A 17,514-nucleotide genomic window follows, 5' to 3' on the forward strand; every position below is an offset into this window, starting at 1 on the left:
CAGCCGTCACCTCGCCCCGGGGAAGAGGGTGAGCTGTTGGTGGCCGCGGGCGTGGGTTGTGGGTGGGGTGGGGCGGGTTTTGGCCAGGATCAGGAGGGTGCGGAGGGCTGCGAGGACCTCCGTCGGGGTGTCGCGGATCATCGAAGGGGTGGCGCTGACCACCAGGACTCCGTGCGACTCCAGGCGCAGGCGGCGACGGAGGGTGGCTTGCCAGGAGTCACGGGTGTAGTGGTATTCCGCCGAGTCGACTTCCAGGGCCACGCCCTCTTCGGGCCAGTACGCGTCCGGGCTCGCCAGGAAGGTGCCGTCCGGGGTGTAGAGGCGGGCGTTCCACAGGGGCGTCGGGAGGTCGGTGGCGGTCAGGGTGTCGCGGGCCCGGGCCTCGGCGATCGAGCGGACTCCGGCGACCAGTTCCGCCGCGGCCTCGCGGATCGCCGGGCGGCTCAGGAGGCGGGCCGAGCGGAGTTCGGTGTGCAGGTCGTGCGGGTGGCACCAGCCGGACTGGACCACCTGGGCCAGGACCGAGCGGATCGTGTCGGGGGCCTCGCAGCGGGCGGCGAAGTCGGCGGCCGCGCGGACCGGGCGGGTGCTGGGGATGCCGCAGACGGCGATGGTGCGGGGCCAGCGGGCGGTCGGGAACGGGCGGACCCCGTCCACGGACGCCAGCCGGCGCGGGGCGCGGATCAGGACGTCGGCGGGCGCGGCGGGCGCGGCGGGCGGGTACGGGGCTTCGCGGATGCGGATGCCGAGGAGGGAGAGGGCGGCGGCGCCGGTGAGGGCGGCCGTATCGCCGGAGAGCGGGTCGGCGGCGGGCTCGGCGGCGTAGAGGACGGCCGCCAGGGCGCGTTGGCGGTGGTCCGGGGGCCCGGTCTGGAGGAGGTAGACGCGGGGCAGCAGGCGCTGCCAGGGGCCGCCGGGGCGGGTACGGGAGGTGATCGTGCCCGGCGGGATGCCGGCCCTGGTGGTCAGCTGGTGGCGCGTGGCGAGGTTGAGCTGGCGCCGCGCCATGGGGGTGGGGGGAGTCGGCGAAGCCGTGGGCGTGGCCGTGTATTTGGGCGTGCGCGTGGGCGCAGCCGTGTGCGGGGGTGATGTGCGGGGCGCGGGCGCAGCCGTGTACATGGGCGCAGCCGTGCGCGGGGGCGCAGCCGTGTGCGGGGGTGATGTGCGGGGCTTGGGCCTTGTCGGCGTGGGCTTCGTCGCGTGCCGGGCGGGGCTGGTGCGCGTGGTGGGGTTCATGGCCCCGGTATGCCCCCGCCGGGCTGTCCGGACTCCCCCGGCGCGCCGTGTGCGGGAATCAGGCGGCCGGCGCCCGGCCGTGGTCGGGGCGCGCGGCGTGCCGCCCGCCCCCGTCCGCCCTCACCCCGCGCGGTTCGGGTGCTCCGGGGACAGGAAGACGATCACGCCCGTCTCCGTGCCCGGCCGGGCCTCGACCTCGTGCCAGCCCAGGCGGCGGTACGTGGCCACCGTCTCCCTGGCCAGCCGGCTGGTCAGCAGCCAGGCGCGGCGGTCCGGGGCGTCGGTGGTGATCTCGGTGAGGAGGTCACGGGCGGTGCCGCGGCCGCGCGCGTAGGGGCGTACCGCGAGTTCGTCTATCTCCAGCGCCCCGGTGAGGAGTTCCTTCACCCGGGCCGGTCCGAGCTGCGCCGCGACCTGGGCGTACGCGCGGTTCTTCGGGAAGGCCGCCAGGGTGATCCAGCCCGTCGCGAAGCCGTCGATGCCGGTGGCGGACTGGGCGAGGGCGGTGCGGAAGCCACGGCGCCGGGCATCGGCCGGGAGGCGGGTGGCGAACTGGCGAATGGTTTCTTCGTCTTCGTTCCACGGCGGAGCGGAGAAGACGTCGGCGTAGACGTCGACCAGTTCGTCCGCGAGGTCGAGGACGGCCTGTCCGTAGCAGATCACTGTGTCCTGGCTCCTGGTGTGTTGGTCGGGGAGGGGAGTGGAGTGGAGTGGAGTGGAGTGGAGTGGAGGGGCGGTTGTGCTCCAAGGGGCCGAGGTGGTTTGCCCCTTTGGGTGGGAGATTGAATTTATGCCCATCGGGTTGCCTGGGCAGACATCGCACGGATCCGGCGAGTGTGCGACAAATCCCCTCGACGCGGTCCGTGTCGGGCGGCCGGGCGGCGCGTTGAGCAGCACGTGGACAGACTGCTACGGGCCGCCGCCGGGTGCGGGCTCGCGTTCCTCCTCGTCCTGGGCGTGGTGGCCGTGCTGCCGCGCGGCGTACGGGACGCGGTGCCGGATCCGGTGATCGGCGGCGCCGTGCTGGTGCTGGGCGGACTGGGTGCCCGACGGGTGGTCAAGGGGCCGGGTTAGCGGCGGGTGGGCGAATTGGCGCGCGGATGTGAAAGCGTACGGGTGTACGGGCACGTGGCCGTACGAGTCGATGGCGTGAGGGAGTTGGGCATGGCACGGGTACCGAGTTCCGTTGTGGCGGCCACCGGCCTGGTCGGCGGGTACGCCGTCGCCCGGTGGACCAAGAAGCGCCCGCTCGGCGGTGTCGTCCTCGGTGCCGCGGGCATCGTGGCCGGGCTGGAGTGGCACAAGCGCGGCGGCGCCCCCGCGGCGGCCGGGCTCGGCGCGCTGTACCTCGCCGGCTTCGCGGGCGCGCACCCGCTGGCGAAGAAGGTCGGCGCCTGGCCGGCCGTGCTCGGAGCCGCGGGCATCGTGGCCGCCGCGTCCTGGGCCGTCGCGGACCGCGGCTGACCCGGAGCGGGGAGCAGGGGAACGGGAGCGGGGAGCAGAGAGCAGCAGGGGAGCGGGAGCCCGGGGAGCCCGAGCCCCCGGAGCCCGCATCCCCCGGAGCCCTCATCCCCCCGCCCCCCGATCCCCCGCCGCGCGCCGTGGCGCGGGCCACCAGGCAGCGTTCAGGGCGCTGTGTCACCGCCCGTCGCCCCCGCCGCACCCGTGCTGCCGTTCCTGCTGACGACCCCGCAGGGCCGCACCGCACGCCTGCTGCTGTATTGCATGGCCGCCCTGCGCCTCGTCTCCCCCCGGCGGGGTCAGGTGTGTATAGAGGACGGCCGCCGGCCGATACCGGGCACTCCGCCGAGGAAGCCGCCGTACTCACCCTGGTGAACCAGGAGCGCGCCCAGGCGGGCTGCGTCCCGGTCCGGGCGAACCCGCCGCTGGCGGCGCTGGCCGGAGCCTTCAGCAAGGACATGGCCGTCCGGGGCTTCTTCGACCACACGGACCCCGACGGCAACAGCCCGTGGGACCGGGCCACCAAGGCCGGGATCTCCGGGATGGGCGGCGAGAACATCGCCCGCGGCCAGGGGGACGCGCAGGCGGTCATGAAGGCCTGGATGAACAGCCCGGGCCACAAGGCGAACATCCTCAACTGCGAGTTCCGCACCCTGGGCGTCGGCATGCACAACGCCTCCGGCGGTCCGTGGTGGACGCAGGACTTCGGCTTCTAGTACCCGGCTTCTCGTACCCGGCTTCGGATCCCGGTCCGGACCCCTGAACGCCCGCGGGGCACGGCCGAGCGCGGCTTGCGCCGCGCGGCCGTGCCCCGCGTGTCCCGCCCGCTCTCCGGGCGCGCCGTCTCAGGCGGAGGCGGAGGCCAGGGCGGCGCGGCCCGCGAGGAGCACGCGGGTCTGCTCGGTGACGCGGCGGCCGAGGTGCTCGGCGGTCGCGATGTCGGCCTTGTGGACGTGCTCGGCACCCTGGTCGCTGTTGGACTGGGCGGCGGCACCGTCGAAGAAGCCGAGGCGGTTGAGGTCGTTCTCGGAAGCGGTGCTGGAGTTCCAGCCCGGCTTCAGACCCAGGTTGACCCAGCTCATGCCGTGCTGCGAGGCCAGCGTCTGGAAGAAGTCGAGGGTGTTGCCCTTGTCGCCCGACTTGGAGCCGGAGTTGGTGAAGCCCGCGGCGACCTTGTCCTGCCAGCCGGCCGTGAACCAGATCTTGGAGGTGGCTTCCGCGAAGACGTGGAAGGCGCCGGAGGCGCTGCCCATGTAGGTGGGGGCGCCGAAGACGATCGCGTCGGACGCGGTCAGAAGCTCCCACTGCGCGTCGTCGATCTCGTCGACCTTGATCAGGTGAACCGTGGCACCGGCGTCGATGGCACCCGCACGGACGGCCTCGGCGATGACAGCGGTGTGGCCGTAGCCGGAGTGGTAGGCGATCGAGACAACAGGGGTGTATGCAATACCGGACAAGACGGGCTCCCTCGGAGAACACCGTGGTGGGTCACGGTGTTGTGCGGCGTGGTGTGACGAGAAAGAGACAACCACTAACTTTTGGAAAGCGCAAGCAGAATGGCTGGCGCTACCTAGTAGTAGGCTGAAACCATGCAGACTGCAGCCTGCGGCGAGGCCGGGGACGAAGGCACCGCCGATCAATCATTCGATGTCTTCGCTCGTGAGTGCCCGTCCCGCGAGACGCTCGAGCACGTCACGGGTCGCTGGGGCAGCCTCACGGTGGGCGCCCTGCGCAGGGGCCCGTGCCGCTTCAACGAGCTGCGCCGCCGGGTGGACGGCATCAGCGAGAAGATGCTCTCCCAGACCCTGCAAGCGCTGGAACGCGACGGCCTCGTCCACCGCGAGGCACAGCCGACCAACCCTCCCCGGGTCGACTACGAGCTGACCCCGCTCGGCGCCGAGATCGCGGAACGCGTGGACGCGCTCATCGGCCTGCTGGAAGGCAGCATGCCGACGGTGCTCTCCTCCCGCTCCGCCTACGACGCGACGCGCGGCAGGCGCTGACAGCGCGGGCAGAAGTAGCTGGACCGGTTCATCCAGGGCCTGCGCCGCATCGGGGTGCCGCAGCGGCGGCAGGGCTCGTCCTCGCGCCCGTAGGCGTCGAGGGACCGGTCGAAGTAGCCGGATTCGCCGTTGACGTTCACGTAGAGGCTGTCGAAGCTGGTGCCGCCGACGGCGAGGGCCTCGTTCATGACGTCCCGGGCATGGCCGAGGAGCTCGGCGCTCCGGGGGCGCGTGAGCGCGGCCGTCGGGCGCTCGTAGTGCAGTTTGGCGCGCCACAGCGCCTCGTCCGCGTAGATGTTGCCGACCCCGCTGATCAGCGACTGGTCCAGCAGCGCCCGCTTCACCGTGGTGCGCTTGGCGCGCAGCGCCCGGTGGTAGGCCTCCTCGTCGAAGAGGGGGTCCAGCGGGTCCCGCGCGATGTGCGCGATGACGTCGGGCAGTCCGTCCGGGCTGTCGGCGACGGTCCCGTGCAGCGACAGCCCGCCGAAGGTCCGCTGGTCCACGAAGCGCAGCTCGGTCCCGGCCGCGTCCCGGAAGCGCAGCCGGATGCGCAGGTGCTTCTCGTCGGGCGCGTCCTCGGGCTGCACGAGCAGCTGCCCGCTCATCCCCAGGTGGCCGAGTACGGACAGCTCCTGCTCCTCCAGCGGCAGCCACAGGTACTTGCCCCGGCGCCGGGCCGCCCCGAAGGTGGCGCCCTCGAGCCGTGCCGCGAAGTCGGCGCCGCCGCCCGGGTGCCGGCGTACGGCGCGCGGGTGCAGCACCTCGACGGCCCCGATCGTCCGCCCGGCCACCCAGCGCTCCAGGCCGCGCCGCACCACTTCGACTTCGGGCAGCTCGGGCACGGGGTTCCTCCGGAAGGGTGCGGTGGGAGACGCTCACGGCGAGCGTACCGGCCTCCCCGCAGGGCCCGGAAACGGGTCCGCCCGCCCTCGCGGTGCGAGGGCGGGCGGGGAAAATCCGGAAGGAAGCGTCAGGCTCCGGGCGCCGGGTCGACGGGCGTCGGCGCCCCGTCGGCCTCCGCCTCGGCCACGGCTTCGGCTCCGGTCCCGGCCGGAGCCGAAACGGGGGCCTTCGCCGGAACCGGGGTGGCAGCGGCCACGGCCGGGGCCGCGATCCGCTCGTCCGCCGCGGTACTGATACCGCGCCAGGCGGACTCCGCCGCCTGCTGTTCGGCTTCCTTCTTGCTGCGGCCGGTGCCGGTGCCGTACGAGACACCACCGACGCGGGCAGCAGCGGTGAAGGTCTTCTCGTGGTCCGGACCTGTCTCGGAGACCAGGTATTCCGGGACGCCAAGACCTTCGGCTGCCGTGAGTTCCTGGAGACTGGTCTTCCAGTCCAGGCCGGCACCGAGGTTCGAGGACTTCTCGATGAGCGGGTCGAAGAGCCGGTGAACCAGCTCCGAGGCCGCGTCGAGGCCCTGATCGAGGTAGACGGCGCCGATCACCGCTTCAAGGGTGTCGGCGAGGATGGATGCCTTGTCCCGGCCACCCGTGCCCTCTTCGCCGCGGCCGAGCCGGACGAAGGAACCGAGGTCGAGGCCGCGCCCGACCTCCGCAAGTGCGCGTGAGTTGACTACCGCAGCCCGCAGTTTGGCCAGCTGGCCTTCCGGCAGGTCCGGATGGGTCGTGTACAGCGTGTCCGTGACCACCAGGCCCAGCACGGAGTCCCCAAGGAACTCCAGCCGCTCGTTGGTGGGCAGACCGCCGTTCTCGTACGCGTACGAACGGTGGGTCAGCGCACGCACCAGAAGGGCGGACTCGAGGTGGTACCCGAGCCGCCCTTCCAGAAGCGTGTGGGACGAGGCCGCGTTCTTACTGTCTGCCTGCTTCTCAGCGTTGGACAGCTCAGACATTGCGCCTCTCACCAGCCGCTCAGACCTCGAGGACCTGACGCTTGTTGTAGGTGCCGCAGCTCGGGCACGCAATGTGCTGGAGCTTCGGCTCCTGGCAACGCTCACACGAAACCAGGGTGGGGACCGCAGCCTTCCACTGCGACCGGCGGTGGCGCGTGTTGCTGCGCGACATCTTCCGCTTCGGAACAGCCACGGCTACTTCTCCTGCTTCTCGGCGGCGCTCTGAACTCCGTCGGAGGCAGTGCCGCTCATATTGTCCTTCTCGACGCCCTGATCGGTGACGAGTCCCTGCAATGCCGCCCAACGGATGTCGACGGCGTCATGGTGGTGGTCCGGGTCGTCGTTCAGGCTGAGCCCGCAATCGGGGCACAGTCCGAGACAGTCCTCCCGGCACACCGGCTGCAGCGGCAGTGCGAGCACCACCACGTCGCGCAGCACGGATTCGAGGTCGAACAAGCCGTCCTCGATGAAGAGCGTGTCCTCGTCGTCCTCGGCGTCGTCGGCCGGCTCCGCCTTCGAGCGGTTCCGGTCGTCGGCGTCAGGGTACGAGAACATCTCCTGGAACTCCGCCTTGAGCTCTCGCTCGACGGCCTCCAGACACCTTACGCACTCCCCGGTGGCCGATCCACGGGCGGTGCCTGTGACAAGCACCCCTTCCATGACCGACTCCAGGCGGAGCTTGAGGTTCAGCCGACTGCCTTCCGGCACTCCGATGACGCCGGCGAGACCGAGGTCCGCCGGTGCCGCGATCTCACGGGACAGCCGCAGCATGGCACCAGGACGCCGACCCAGCTCGTGCGTGTCGAACACGAGGGGGTTGTGGTGGTCGAGGCGGGTATTCAGGGCCGTTCCTGCTTTCACAAAATCACTGGAGACTGCTGAAGATCAAGATTTCCGCCACTCAAGGGCAGCATGGATCGCGGTGCATACGCGCGACCGAAGAGCCAGGATACCCGCCGCTTCGCTCTGAGCCCAATCCAGCCCGGAGCGAGTGGTCAGCGGCCCTGCTCGTACTGGCGCAGCTGATCGAGGTTGATCATGCTCGTGTCGAAGAAGCTGGTCTCGTCGAGCGCCGCCTGCTGGTCCTGCGTGCCCTGCTGCGGCTGCTGGTAGCCGCCGTACGGGTCGGGCTGCTGCTCGTAGGAGACCGCGTACGGGTCGGGCTGCTGGACCTGCTGGTAGTTGGCGTAGGGGTCCTGGTAGCCGTAGGCGTCCTGGTGGACGGGCTGCTGGACGGACTGCTGATAGGCGTACGCGTCGTACGCCGGCTCCGCCTGCGGCTGGGCGTGGACCTGCGACTGCGACTGCGCGGGGATCAGCGGTGCCTGCGGTTCGGCCAGACCCGCCAGGAAGTCCGCGTCGCTGGCCGAGCGCGACTGCTGGATCCCGGCCGCGTCCTGGGCGGCCATGTGCGCGCCGAGGTCGTCGGTGGCCACCCGGCCGAGCAGCTTCTGGCGGCCCCGGCCGACGGCCTCCAGGGTCTTGGAGAGCACCGCCTCGAAGGTGGCCAGCTTGCTGTCCACGTACGCGTCCGCCTGCTGGCGCTGGGTCTCCGGGTCGTGGCTGCGCTCGGGCGCCTCCGCGTCGGGGTAGCCCTGCTCGTCGAGTCCGGGCCCGCGGCCCAGGAGCTTCTCGCGGCCCCGGTCCACCGAGCCGATGGTCTTGGTGAGCACGACCTCGAAGTTCGCGAGCTTGCTGTCGACGTAGTCGTCGGCCTCGGCCCGGATCTCCTCGGCCTCGCGGCGGGCCCCGTCCAGGATCCGGTCCGCCTCGTCCTGCGAGCGGCGCGCGACCTCGGTGTCGGAGATCAGCGAACCGCGCTGGGCGTGCGCCGACTCGATGATCCGGTCCGCCTCGCGGCGGGCCTCCTCGACCATCTGCTCCCGGCCGCCGATGAGCTCCTGTGCCTGGGCGAGCGAGCCCGGCAGGGCCCCGCGCACCTCTTCGAGGAGGGCGAGCAGCTCGGCGCGGTTGATCACGCACGAGGCCGACATGGGCATGGAGCGGGCGCTGCCGACGGCCGCGACGATCTCGTCGAGCTTCTTCTGCACGTCCATGGGGGCTCGCACTCTCTCGGCCTCGGGCGGTTCCCGAGACGGACGGGACGACTTTAAGGCCACCGGGCCGGGAGGCGGCAACGCCCTCCGCCCGCTCAGCGGTCGGCGAGCCGCGCCATCAGCGCCGCGTGCACGTGCGCGGGCAGCAGGTGGGCGACGTCGCCGCCCCAGGCGGCCACTTCCTTGACCAGGGAGGAGGACAGGAAGCTGTAGGTGGGGTTGGTCGGGACGAAGAGCGTCTCGACGCCCGAGAGCCCCATGTTCATCTGGGCCATCTGCAGCTCGTAGTCGAAGTCGCTGACGGCGCGCAGGCCCTTGACGATGGCGGGGATCTCGCGCTGCTTGCAGAAGTCGACGAGGAGCCCGTGGAAGGACTCGACCTCGATGTTCCCGTAACCGGCGGTGGCCTCGCGGATCAGCTCGATCCGCTCCTCGACGGTGAACAGCCCCTGCTTGGACTGGTTGATCATCACGGCGACGTGGACCACGTCGTAGAGCCGGGAAGCCCGGCCGATGATGTCGAGGTGACCGTTGGTGATGGGGTCGAACGACCCCGGACAGACGGCGCGGCGCAACTGGATTCCCTCGCTCCCGGTGGCGGGCTTCATGACTCTTCGCTGGTGAAGGCGGCGCGACCGTACCAAAGGGTGCCCTCGCCGTACTTCCGGGACCGGAGCGCCTCGAAGCCCTCGGGCCACGGGAAGGCGCCGCTCCTCGTCCTGCGCTCCACGGTGACGAGCGCATCGCCGGTGAGCCAGCCATTGGACCGGAGTGTGAGCAGGATCTCGCGAAGATCGTCGTGCTCGACGTCGTACGGCGGGTCCAGGAAGACCACGTCGTACGGCTCCCCGTGCGCGGGTACGGCCGCGATCTGCTCGGCCCGGCCGGCCCGGAACTCGGCGCCGGGCAGCCCGACCGCCTTGATGTTGTCCCGGATGGCCTTGGCCGCCTTGGCGTCGGGCTCGACCAGCAGCGCGTGGCCCGCGCCGCGGGAGAGCGCCTCGAGTCCGACGGCGCCGGAGCCGGCGTAGAGGTCGAGCACGCGGGCCCCCTCGATTCCGTGCAGCGACTCCCAGGTGGAGAAGAGGCCTTCGCGCATCCGGTCCGAGGTGGGGCGGGTGCCGGTGCCGGGCGGTACGGCGAGGCGTCGCCCGCCGGCGCTTCCGGCGATCACGCGGGTCATCTGGGGTCCTTCGTCGAGGCGGGCGGGGAGGTGTGCAGGCCTTCAACGATAGGTCGTACCCGTCAGCCCTTCTCCAGGTACTGCTCGCGCTCGGTGTCCAGCAGTGCCTCCAGGGCGGTCCGCAGGCCCGGGAGGTCCGCGAGCTCGGGGTCCTCGGCGACCACGCGGGTGGCCTCCTCGCGGGCCTGGGTGATGACCTCCTCGTCCTCGATGACCGCGAGCATGCGCAGCGAGGAGCGGACGCCGGACTGGGCCTGGCCCAGCACGTCGCCCTCGCGGCGCTGTTCGAGGTCGATGCGGGAGAGCTCGAAGCCGTCCAGGGTCGCGGCGACGGCGGCGAGCCGGGCGCGGGCGGGGCTGGCCTCGTGCATCTCGCTGACCAGCAGGCACAGTCCGGGGGCGGAGCCGCGGCCGACGCGGCCGCGCAGCTGGTGGAGCTGGGAGACGCCGAAGCGGTCCGCGTCCATGATCACCATGACGGTGGAGTTCGGGACGTTCACCCCGACCTCGATGACGGTCGTGGCGACGAGCACCTTGACCTCGCCGGCGGTGAAGCGGCGCATGACGTCGTCCTTGTCGGCGGGGTCCATCCGCCCGTGCAGCACCTCGACGGAGAGTCCGGCGAGGGGGCCGCGGGTGAGCTGTTCGGCGATCTCCAGGACCGCGAGCGGCGGCCGCTTGTCGCCGTCCTCCGCGGCCGTGGCCGCCTTCTTCTTGGCGCCCTTGGCGCCCTTGCCGTTCTTCGGGCCGTCCGCCTCGTCGGCGGCGTCACCGATGCGCGGGCAGACCACATACGCCTGGTGGCCGTTCTCGACTTCCTCGCGGACCCGCTCCCAGGTCCGGGCCAGGAAGTGCGGCTTGTCCTTGGCCGGCACCACGTGGGTGGCGATCGGCGAGCGGCCGGCCGGCAACTGGTCCAGTACGGAGGTCTCCAGATCGCCGAAGACGGTCATGGCGACCGTGCGCGGGATCGGGGTGGCGGTCATGACGAGCAGGTGCGGGGGCTGCTTGCCCTTGGAGCGCAGGGCGTCGCGCTGTTCCACGCCGAAGCGGTGCTGTTCGTCGACGACGACCAGGCCGAGGTCGTGGAACTGCACCTTGTCCTCGATCAGCGCGTGGGTGCCGATGACGATCCCGGCCTCGCCGGTGACCAGGTCGAGCAGGGCCCGGCGCCGCACGGGCATCCCCATGGAGCCGGTGAGCAGCACGACCTTGGTGCCCCGGTCGGAGCCGCCCAGCATCCCGCCCTCGGCGAGCTCGCCCATCATCTCGGTGATGGACCGGTGGTGCTGCTGGGCGAGCACCTCGGTGGGCGCGAGCATCGCGGCCTGCCCGCCGCAGTCCACGACGGCGAGCATCGCCCGCAGGGCGACCATCGTCTTCCCGCTTCCCACTTCTCCCTGGAGGAGGCGGTGCATGGGGTGGTCGGTGGCGAGGTCGTCGAAGATCTCCTTCGAGACGGACTCCTGGCCTTCGGTGAGCGTGAAGGGGAGCTTGGCGTCGAAGGAGTCGAGCAGGCCGCCGGGGGCGGGGCGGCGCGGGACGGCCGGCAGCTGGGTGTCCGCGTGCCGGCGGCGGGCCAGGGCGACTTGGAGGACGAAGGCCTCGTCCCACTTGAGGCGCTGGCGGGCGTCCTCGATGTCGGCCTTGGTGGCCGGGCGGTGGATCTTCAGCAGGGCCTCGGTGAGCGGGACCAGTCCGCGGCCCTCGCGCAGGGCGGGCGGCAGCGGGTCGACGACCTCCTGCGCCGTGGGGAGCACCGCGTCCACGCACTTGGCGATCTTCCAGGACTCCAGCTTCGCGCAGGCCGGGTAGATCGGGATGAGCTGGCTCGCGAAGGCGGTCGCCGCGTCCCGGTCGGAGGCGTCCGCGCCGAGCGGCTCGTAGGCCGGGTGCGCGAGCTGGAGCTTGTGGTTGAACATCCCGACCTTGCCCGCGAACATCGCGCGGCTGCCGGGCAGCAGGTCCTTGTGCGGTTTGTGGACGCCCGAGCCGAAGAAGACGAGCTGGAGCCGCCCGCTGCCGTCGGTGATGGTGACTTCGAGGCGTTTGCCGCCGCCGCGGCTGCCCTGGTAGGTCATCAGCCGTGCGTCGGCGACCTGCGCGACCACGGTGACGTGCTCGTCGATCTGGTCGGCGAGTTCGGCCAGGGAGGTCAGCTCGCCGCGCTCCGCGTACCGCCGCGGGTAGTGGTGGAGCAGGTCCAGGGCCGTGTGCAGGCCGAGCTGCTCGGCCAGCACCTTGGCGGTGGCGGGGCCGAGGGTCTTCTTGAGGTCTTCGTCGAGCGCGGGCACGTGTTCATTGCACACCATGGCGCCGACAACCCGGCTATTCCACCCCGATGAGCAGCGGGGCCGAGAAGCGTCCGCCCCGGTAGGTGACGGTGTCGACGGCCAGGTGCCCGTGCTGGACGTACGCCTCCAGCCGCTCGGCCAGCGCGTCCGGCACCTCGGGGCCCAGGACCAGGGTGACGAGTTCGCCGCCGGATCCGAGCATCCGGGCCAGGACGGCCTCGGCGGTCTGGGCCAGGCCGTCGCCGATGACGACGACGTCGCCGTCGATGAGCCCGAGCACGTCCCCGGCCTGGCAGATGCCGGCCGAGGTGAAGGACTGTCGTTCGGCGACGGCGAGTTCGCCGTAGCGGGTGGCTCCGGCGGCCGCGGTCATGGCGACCACGTCCTCGTCGAAGGTGCCGTCCGAGTCGTGCACGGCGAGTGCCGCCAGGCCCTGGACCTCGGAGCGGGTGGGGATCACGGCGACCCGTACGCCGTCGGCGCGGGCCTGTTCGGCCGCGGCGGCCGCCACCGCGCGCAGTTCGGCGCCGTTGGGCAGCAGCACCACCTCGCGGGCGTGCGCCCGGCGGATGGCGTCGGCCAGTTCGGCGGCGGCCGGCGGCGCTTCGGGCCGGGCGAGCACGGTGGTGGCGCCCGCCTCCTCGCACAGCACGGCCAGCCCCTCGCCCTGGACCACGGCGACGACGGCCCGCTGGACGCGCTCGCCGCGGGCCCGGCGGCGCTCGTCGCCGAAGTGCGTGATGCGGATCCGGTACGGGCGCCCCGCGACCACGCCGGCCTCCACGGCGGCGCCGGGGTCGTCGACGTGCACGTGGACGTTCCACAGGCCGTCGCCGCCGACCACCACCAGGGAGTCGCCGAGTCCGTCGAGCCGCGCGCGCAGCTCCCCGACCGCCGCGTCGGAGGCCTCCAGCAGGTAGACCACCTCGTACCCGGGCCCGGCCCCCTCCTGGGCGCAGGGGTCCGGCGCTCTCATCCGCCCGCGCACCGGCTCGGGGGCCGGCTCCTGCCCGGATAGCGCCTGCCACAGGGCCCCGAGGACCGCGACGAGTCCGCAGCCCCCGGCGTCGACCACTCCGGCCCGGCCCAGCACGGCCAGCTGCCCGGGGGTCCGCTCCAGGGCCGCGCGGGCGCCGTCGTAGGCGGCGCGGGCCACGTCGGCGGCGCTCCCGGCGGCTGCCTCGGCGACCGCGGCGGCCTGCGCGGCGGCGGTGGCGACGGTGAGCATCGTGCCCTCCACCGGGTGCGCGACGGCCTCGTACGCCTCCTCGGCGGCCCGGTGCAGCGCTTGCGCGAGCAGCCGGGCGGGCCCCCGCCCGGCGGGCTCGTCACCGAGTACGTCGGCCACTCCGCGCAGCAGCTGCGCGAGGATCGTGCCGGAGTTGCCCCGGGCGCCTATGAGGGCGCCGTGCGCGAAGGCCCGTACGGCCCGCGGCAGGGAGGCTGCCGCCGTGCCGTCCGTCACTCCGGCGAAGGCTTCCGTGAGCTCGCGGTCGGCCGATTCGGCGGTCAGGTAGAGGTTCGTGCCGGTGTCGGCGTCCGCGACGGGATAGACGTTGATCGCGTCGATGTCCTCGCGGGCCCGGCCCAGTGCGGCCAAGGCCAGCGAGCTCCAGGTGCGCACCGCTTCGGCGTCGAGCTCGTCGGGGGGCTGCGGATGGGGCTCGTGCGCCACCGGGCGTTCCTCCTTGTGCGGGCCAGGGTTCACCGCAGGGTAACGAAGGACTGCCGGGTGGATACGAGATGTCAGCCTGTCTAGTGTGGTAGGAGATGAGTATAGGAGACAGATAGGATTGGGGCCGAAACCTACACACCCGAACCCCCAGAGGATCGCTGCATGCCTGGCATCACGCGCGAGGAGGTCGCCCACCTCGCTCGGCTGGCACGTCTGGAGCTGAAGAGCGAAGAGCTCGACCACTTCGCTGGACAGCTCGACGACATCATCGGCGCGGTCGCCCGCGTTTCCGAGGTCGCCGACCAAGACGTCCCGCCGACCTCCCACCCGCTGCCGCTGACGAACGTCATGCGCGCGGACGAGGTCCGTCCGTCGCTCACCCCCGAGCAGGCGCTTTCCGGCGCTCCCGCCCAGGAGCAGCAGCGTTTCAAGGTGCCGCAGATCCTGGGGGAGGACTAACAACATGACCGACAAGCACAGCATCATCAGGCTCACCGCCGCCGAGACCGCCGAGAAGATCGCCAACGGCGTCCTCACGGCCGTCGAGGTCACCGAGGCCCACCTGGCCCGCATCGAGGCGACCGACGAGAAGGTCCACGCCTTCCTGCACGTCGACCGCGAGGGCGCGCTGGCCCAGGCCCGCGCCGTCGACGCCAAGCGCGAGCGCGGCGAGAAGCTGGGCCCGCTGGCCGGCGTCCCGCTCGCCCTCAAGGACATCTTCACCACCGTCGGGGTCCCGACCACCGTCGGATCGAAGATCCTCGAAGGCTGGATCCCGCCCTACGACGCCACCCTGACGCGCAAGCTGAAGGAAGCCGACGTCGTCATCCTCGGCAAGACCAACATGGACGAGTTCGCCATGGGGTCCTCGACCGAGAACAGCGCCTACGGGCCGACCTGCAACCCCTGGGACCTCACCCGGATCCCCGGCGGCTCCGGCGGCGGCTCCGCGGCCGCGCTGGCCGCCTTCCAGGCACCGCTCGCCATCGGCACGGACACCGGCGGCTCCATCCGCCAGCCCGCGGCCGTCACCGGCACCGTCGGAGTGAAGCCCACGTACGGCGCGGTCTCCCGCTACGGCATGGTCGCCTTCTCCTCCTCCCTGGACCAGGGCGGCCCCTGTGCCCGCACGGTCCTGGACACGGCCCTGCTCCACGAGGTCATCGCCGGCCACGACCCGATGGACTCGACCTCCATCGACGCCCCGGTCCCGCCGGTCGTCGAGGCGGCCCGCAACGGCTCCGTCGCCGGCATGCGCGTCGGCGTGGTCAAGCAGTTCGCCGGCGAGGGCTACCAGGCCGGCGTCGTCCAGCGCTTCAACGAGTCCGTCGCCCTCCTCAAGGAGCTCGGCGCCGAGATCGTGGAGCTGGACTGCCCGTCCTTCGACCTCGCGATGGCCGCGTACTACCTGATCGCGCCGTCCGAGTGCTCGTCCAACCTCGCCCGCTTCGACGCCATGCGCTACGGCCTGCGCGTCGGCGACGACGGCACCAAGTCCGCCGAGGACGTCACCGCCCTGACCCGCGAAGCCGGTTTCGGCGACGAGGTCAAGCGCCGCATCATCCTCGGCACGTACGCGCTCAGCTCCGGCTACTACGACGCGTACTACGGCTCCGCCCAGAAGGTCCGCACGCTCATCACGCAGGACTTCGAGAAGGCCTTCGAGCGGGTCGACGTGATCGTCTCCCCGACCACGCCGACGACCGCCTTCCCCATCGGCGAGCGCACCGACGACCCCCTCGCCATGTACCTCGCGGACCTGTGCACCATCCCGACCAACCTGGCCGGCAACTCCGCCATGTCGCTCCCCTGCGGCCTGGCCCCGGAGGACGGTCTCCCGGTCGGGCTCCAGATCATCGCCCCGGCGATGAAGGACGACCGCCTGTACAAGGTGGGGGCCGCAGTCGAGGCCGCCTTCGTCGAGCGCTGGGGCCACCCGCTGCTTGAGGAGGCTCCGTCGCTGTGAGTTCCAATACGAGTGCGCTGTCCAAGGCCAAGGGCTTCAGGAAGTCCAAGTCCGGTACGTACCTGTCGATCGGCACCACCGCCTTCGGTGTCCTCAGCGTGGTCAAGCAGGCGAAGAAGGCCCGCACCGAGCACGACACGCTGAAGCTGATCGACGCCGTCGTGTCCGCCGCCGCCATCGTCACCGGCCTCGCGATCCTGTACCGCGAGCTGAAGCGTCTCGGCGACGACGACGTCCTGCTGGGCTGAGAGGGAATTTCCACTGTGACTGCCATCGAACTGCTGTCGTACGAGGACGCCCTCGCGTCGTACGACCCCGTCATGGGCCTTGAGGTCCACGTCGAGCTCGGCACGAAGACCAAGATGTTCTGCGGCTGCTCGACCGAGCTGGGCGCCGAGCCCAACTCGCAGACCTGCCCGGTCTGCCTCGGGCTGCCCGGCGCGCTGCCGGTCGTCAACGAGATCGGCATCGAGTCGGCCATCAAGATCGGTCTCGCGCTGAACTGCGAGATCGCCGAGTGGTGCCGCTTCGCCCGGAAGAACTACTTCTATCCGGACATGCCGAAGAACTTCCAGACCTCCCAGTACGACGAGCCGATCGCCTTCAACGGCTTCCTGGACGTCCAGCTGGAGGACGGCGAGATCTTCCGCGTGGAGATCGAGCGCGCCCACATGGAGGAGGACACCGGCAAGTCGCTGCACGTCGGCGGCGCCACCGGCCGCATCCACGGCGCGTCCCACTCCCTGCTGGACTACAACCGCGCCGGCATCCCCCTCATCGAGATCGTCACCAAGCCGATCGAGGGCGCCGGCGAGCGGGCCCCCGAGGTCGCCAAGGCGTACGTCGCCGAGCTGCGCGAGGTCATCAAGGCGCTCGGCGTCTCCGAGGCCCGCATGGACAAGGGCCAGATGCGCTGCGACGTCAACCTGTCGCTGCGCACGAGCCCCGAGGTGCCCATGGGCACCCGCAGCGAGACGAAGAACGTCAACTCGCTGCGCTCCGTCGAGCGCGCCGCCCGCTTCGAGATCCAGCGCCACGCGGCGGTGCTCTCCTCCGGCGGCTCGATCGTGCAGGAGACCCGGCACTTCCACGAGGAGGACGGCTCCACCACGGCCGGCCGCATCAAGGACAACGCCGAGGACTACCGGTACTTCCCGGAGCCCGACCTGGTCCCGATCGCCCCGGCCCGCACCTGGGTCGAGGAGCTGCGCTCCGGTCTTCCGGAGATGCCGCGCGTGCGCCGCAACCGCCTCCTGCAGGAGTGGGGCGTCACCGAGCACGACATGCAGTCGATCCTCAACGCGGGCGCGGTGGACTCCATCGTCGCCACCATCGAGGCCGGCGCCGATTCGACGGCCGCCCGCAAGTGGTGGATGGGCGAGCTGGCGCGCAACGCCAACGAGCAGGGCGTCGTCGTCGACGAGCTGCCCATCACCCCCGTCCAGGTCGCGCGCGTCGCGGCCCTGGTGGCGTCCGGTGAGCTCAACGACAAGCTGGCCCGTCAGGTCCTCGAAGGCGTGCTCGCCGGCGAGGGCACCCCGGACGAGGTCGTCGAGAAGCGCGGCCTGAAGGTCGTCTCGGACGAGGGCGCGCTCGGCGCGGCCGTGGACGAGGCCATCGCGGGCAACGCGGGCATCGCCGACAAGATCCGCGGCGGCAAGGTCGCGGCGGTCGGCGCGCTGGTCGGAGCGGTCATGAAGACCACCCGCGGCCAGGCCGACGCGGCGCGCGTCAAGGAGCTCATCCTGGAGCGCCTGGGCGTCTCCGAATAGCCCCACCGTACGTAC

The 17,514-nt window shown here is 71.7% G+C and carries 19 protein-coding genes and 1 pseudogene; 8 read left to right on the forward strand and 12 right to left on the reverse strand.

Annotation, left to right across the window (positions count from 1 at the left end; translation table 11 throughout):
• Positions 1–6: 6 nt before the first annotated feature.
• Together DRB89_RS32220 and DRB89_RS32225 are read right to left on the reverse strand one after the other, a co-directional pair.
• Positions 7–1,008, reverse strand: a complete 1,002-nt coding sequence (locus tag DRB89_RS32220; RefSeq protein WP_112451763.1) for a hypothetical protein — start codon at positions 1,006–1,008, stop codon at positions 7–9.
• A gap of 348 nt (positions 1,009–1,356) precedes the next feature.
• A complete protein-coding gene (locus tag DRB89_RS32225; protein ID WP_239516436.1) occupies positions 1,357–1,899 on the reverse strand; it encodes a GNAT family N-acetyltransferase in 543 nt (180 codons plus the stop codon).
• Between the two features lie 234 nt (positions 1,900–2,133).
• On the opposite strand from DRB89_RS32225, the gene DRB89_RS43290 reads away from it, so the two are divergent.
• The 3 genes and pseudogenes from DRB89_RS43290 to DRB89_RS32235 form a co-directional block, all read left to right on the forward strand.
• Entirely contained in the window at positions 2,134–2,310 is a 177-nt protein-coding gene (locus DRB89_RS43290; protein WP_162688813.1) for a hypothetical protein, read from the forward strand.
• A 90-nt stretch (positions 2,311–2,400) separates the two neighbouring features.
• Positions 2,401–2,700 carry a hypothetical protein gene (locus DRB89_RS32230; RefSeq protein ID WP_112451765.1) on the forward strand — a complete coding sequence of 100 codons (300 nt, stop codon included), beginning with the start codon at positions 2,401–2,403 and terminating at the stop codon, positions 2,698–2,700.
• 338 nt (positions 2,701–3,038) lie between these two features.
• Positions 3,039–3,413: pseudogene (locus DRB89_RS32235) on the forward strand (CAP domain-containing protein); the annotation flags it as partial.
• Positions 3,414–3,542: 129 nt separating this feature from the next.
• Here DRB89_RS32235 and DRB89_RS32240 read toward each other — a convergent pair.
• Positions 3,543–4,154, reverse strand: a complete 612-nt coding sequence (locus DRB89_RS32240) for a flavodoxin family protein (protein WP_112451783.1) — start codon at positions 4,152–4,154, stop codon at positions 3,543–3,545.
• A 132-nt stretch (positions 4,155–4,286) separates the two neighbouring features.
• Here DRB89_RS32240 and DRB89_RS32245 point away from each other — a divergent pair, with 132 nt between their 5' ends.
• Entirely contained in the window at positions 4,287–4,700 is a 414-nt protein-coding gene (locus DRB89_RS32245) for a helix-turn-helix domain-containing protein (RefSeq protein ID WP_112451782.1), read from the forward strand.
• Here DRB89_RS32245 and mutM read toward each other — a convergent pair.
• The 9 genes from mutM to DRB89_RS32290 all read right to left on the reverse strand — a co-directional run bounded on the left by mutM (position 4,673) and on the right by DRB89_RS32290 (position 13,761).
• Positions 4,673–5,542, reverse strand: coding sequence for a bifunctional DNA-formamidopyrimidine glycosylase/DNA-(apurinic or apyrimidinic site) lyase (gene mutM / locus DRB89_RS32250; protein ID WP_112451781.1), 870 nt, complete (start codon positions 5,540–5,542; stop codon positions 4,673–4,675). The two genes, DRB89_RS32245 and mutM, sit on opposite strands and share 28 nt — an antisense overlap.
• A gap of 128 nt (positions 5,543–5,670) precedes the next feature.
• Positions 5,671–6,552, reverse strand: coding sequence for a ribonuclease III (gene rnc, locus DRB89_RS32255; RefSeq protein WP_112451780.1), 882 nt, complete (start codon positions 6,550–6,552; stop codon positions 5,671–5,673).
• A 19-nt stretch (positions 6,553–6,571) separates the two neighbouring features.
• Complete coding sequence (gene rpmF, locus DRB89_RS32260) at positions 6,572–6,745, reverse strand: 50S ribosomal protein L32 (RefSeq protein WP_003965982.1); 174 nt, start codon at positions 6,743–6,745, stop codon at positions 6,572–6,574.
• Between the two features lie 2 nt (positions 6,746–6,747).
• Positions 6,748–7,395 (reverse strand): DUF177 domain-containing protein, encoded by a 648-nt coding sequence (locus DRB89_RS32265; protein WP_239516891.1) that lies wholly within the window; start codon positions 7,393–7,395, stop codon positions 6,748–6,750.
• Between the two features lie 152 nt (positions 7,396–7,547).
• Positions 7,548–8,609 (reverse strand): cell division initiation protein, encoded by a 1,062-nt coding sequence (locus tag DRB89_RS32270; protein WP_112451778.1) that lies wholly within the window; start codon positions 8,607–8,609, stop codon positions 7,548–7,550.
• A 95-nt stretch (positions 8,610–8,704) separates the two neighbouring features.
• Positions 8,705–9,184 carry a pantetheine-phosphate adenylyltransferase gene (gene coaD / locus DRB89_RS32275; RefSeq protein ID WP_204358091.1) on the reverse strand — a complete coding sequence of 160 codons (480 nt, stop codon included), beginning with the start codon at positions 9,182–9,184 and terminating at the stop codon, positions 8,705–8,707.
• Positions 9,185–9,213: 29 nt separating this feature from the next.
• Positions 9,214–9,792, reverse strand: coding sequence for a 16S rRNA (guanine(966)-N(2))-methyltransferase RsmD (rsmD, locus tag DRB89_RS32280; RefSeq protein WP_112451776.1), 579 nt, complete (start codon positions 9,790–9,792; stop codon positions 9,214–9,216).
• A 62-nt stretch (positions 9,793–9,854) separates the two neighbouring features.
• Entirely contained in the window at positions 9,855–12,104 is a 2,250-nt protein-coding gene (gene recG, locus DRB89_RS32285) for an ATP-dependent DNA helicase RecG (RefSeq protein ID WP_112451775.1), read from the reverse strand.
• 16 nt (positions 12,105–12,120) lie between these two features.
• The gene (locus DRB89_RS32290) at positions 12,121–13,761 is read right to left on the reverse strand and encodes a DAK2 domain-containing protein (RefSeq protein WP_112451774.1); all 1,641 of its coding nucleotides are present in this window, start codon (positions 13,759–13,761) and stop codon (positions 12,121–12,123) included.
• 162 nt (positions 13,762–13,923) lie between these two features.
• Between DRB89_RS32290 and gatC the strand changes: the two genes are divergently transcribed.
• From gatC to gatB, 4 genes are read left to right on the forward strand one after another with little or no spacing between them, the layout of a single operon-like run.
• The gene (gene gatC, locus DRB89_RS32295) at positions 13,924–14,220 is read left to right on the forward strand and encodes an Asp-tRNA(Asn)/Glu-tRNA(Gln) amidotransferase subunit GatC (protein WP_007266718.1); all 297 of its coding nucleotides are present in this window, start codon (positions 13,924–13,926) and stop codon (positions 14,218–14,220) included.
• Positions 14,221–14,224: 4 nt separating this feature from the next.
• Positions 14,225–15,727 (forward strand): Asp-tRNA(Asn)/Glu-tRNA(Gln) amidotransferase subunit GatA, encoded by a 1,503-nt coding sequence (gene gatA / locus DRB89_RS32300; protein WP_112451773.1) that lies wholly within the window; start codon positions 14,225–14,227, stop codon positions 15,725–15,727.
• Entirely contained in the window at positions 15,724–15,975 is a 252-nt protein-coding gene (locus DRB89_RS32305) for a hypothetical protein (RefSeq protein WP_112451772.1), read from the forward strand. The genes gatA and DRB89_RS32305 overlap by 4 nt, the downstream gene beginning before the upstream one ends.
• Before the next feature lie 15 nt (positions 15,976–15,990).
• Positions 15,991–17,499 (forward strand): Asp-tRNA(Asn)/Glu-tRNA(Gln) amidotransferase subunit GatB, encoded by a 1,509-nt coding sequence (gatB, locus tag DRB89_RS32310; RefSeq protein WP_112451771.1) that lies wholly within the window; start codon positions 15,991–15,993, stop codon positions 17,497–17,499.
• Positions 17,500–17,514: the final 15 nt, after the last annotated feature.

The organism is Streptomyces sp. ICC4, from assembly GCF_003287915.1.
Taxonomy (GTDB): domain Bacteria; phylum Actinomycetota; class Actinomycetes; order Streptomycetales; family Streptomycetaceae; genus Streptomyces; species Streptomyces tritrimontium.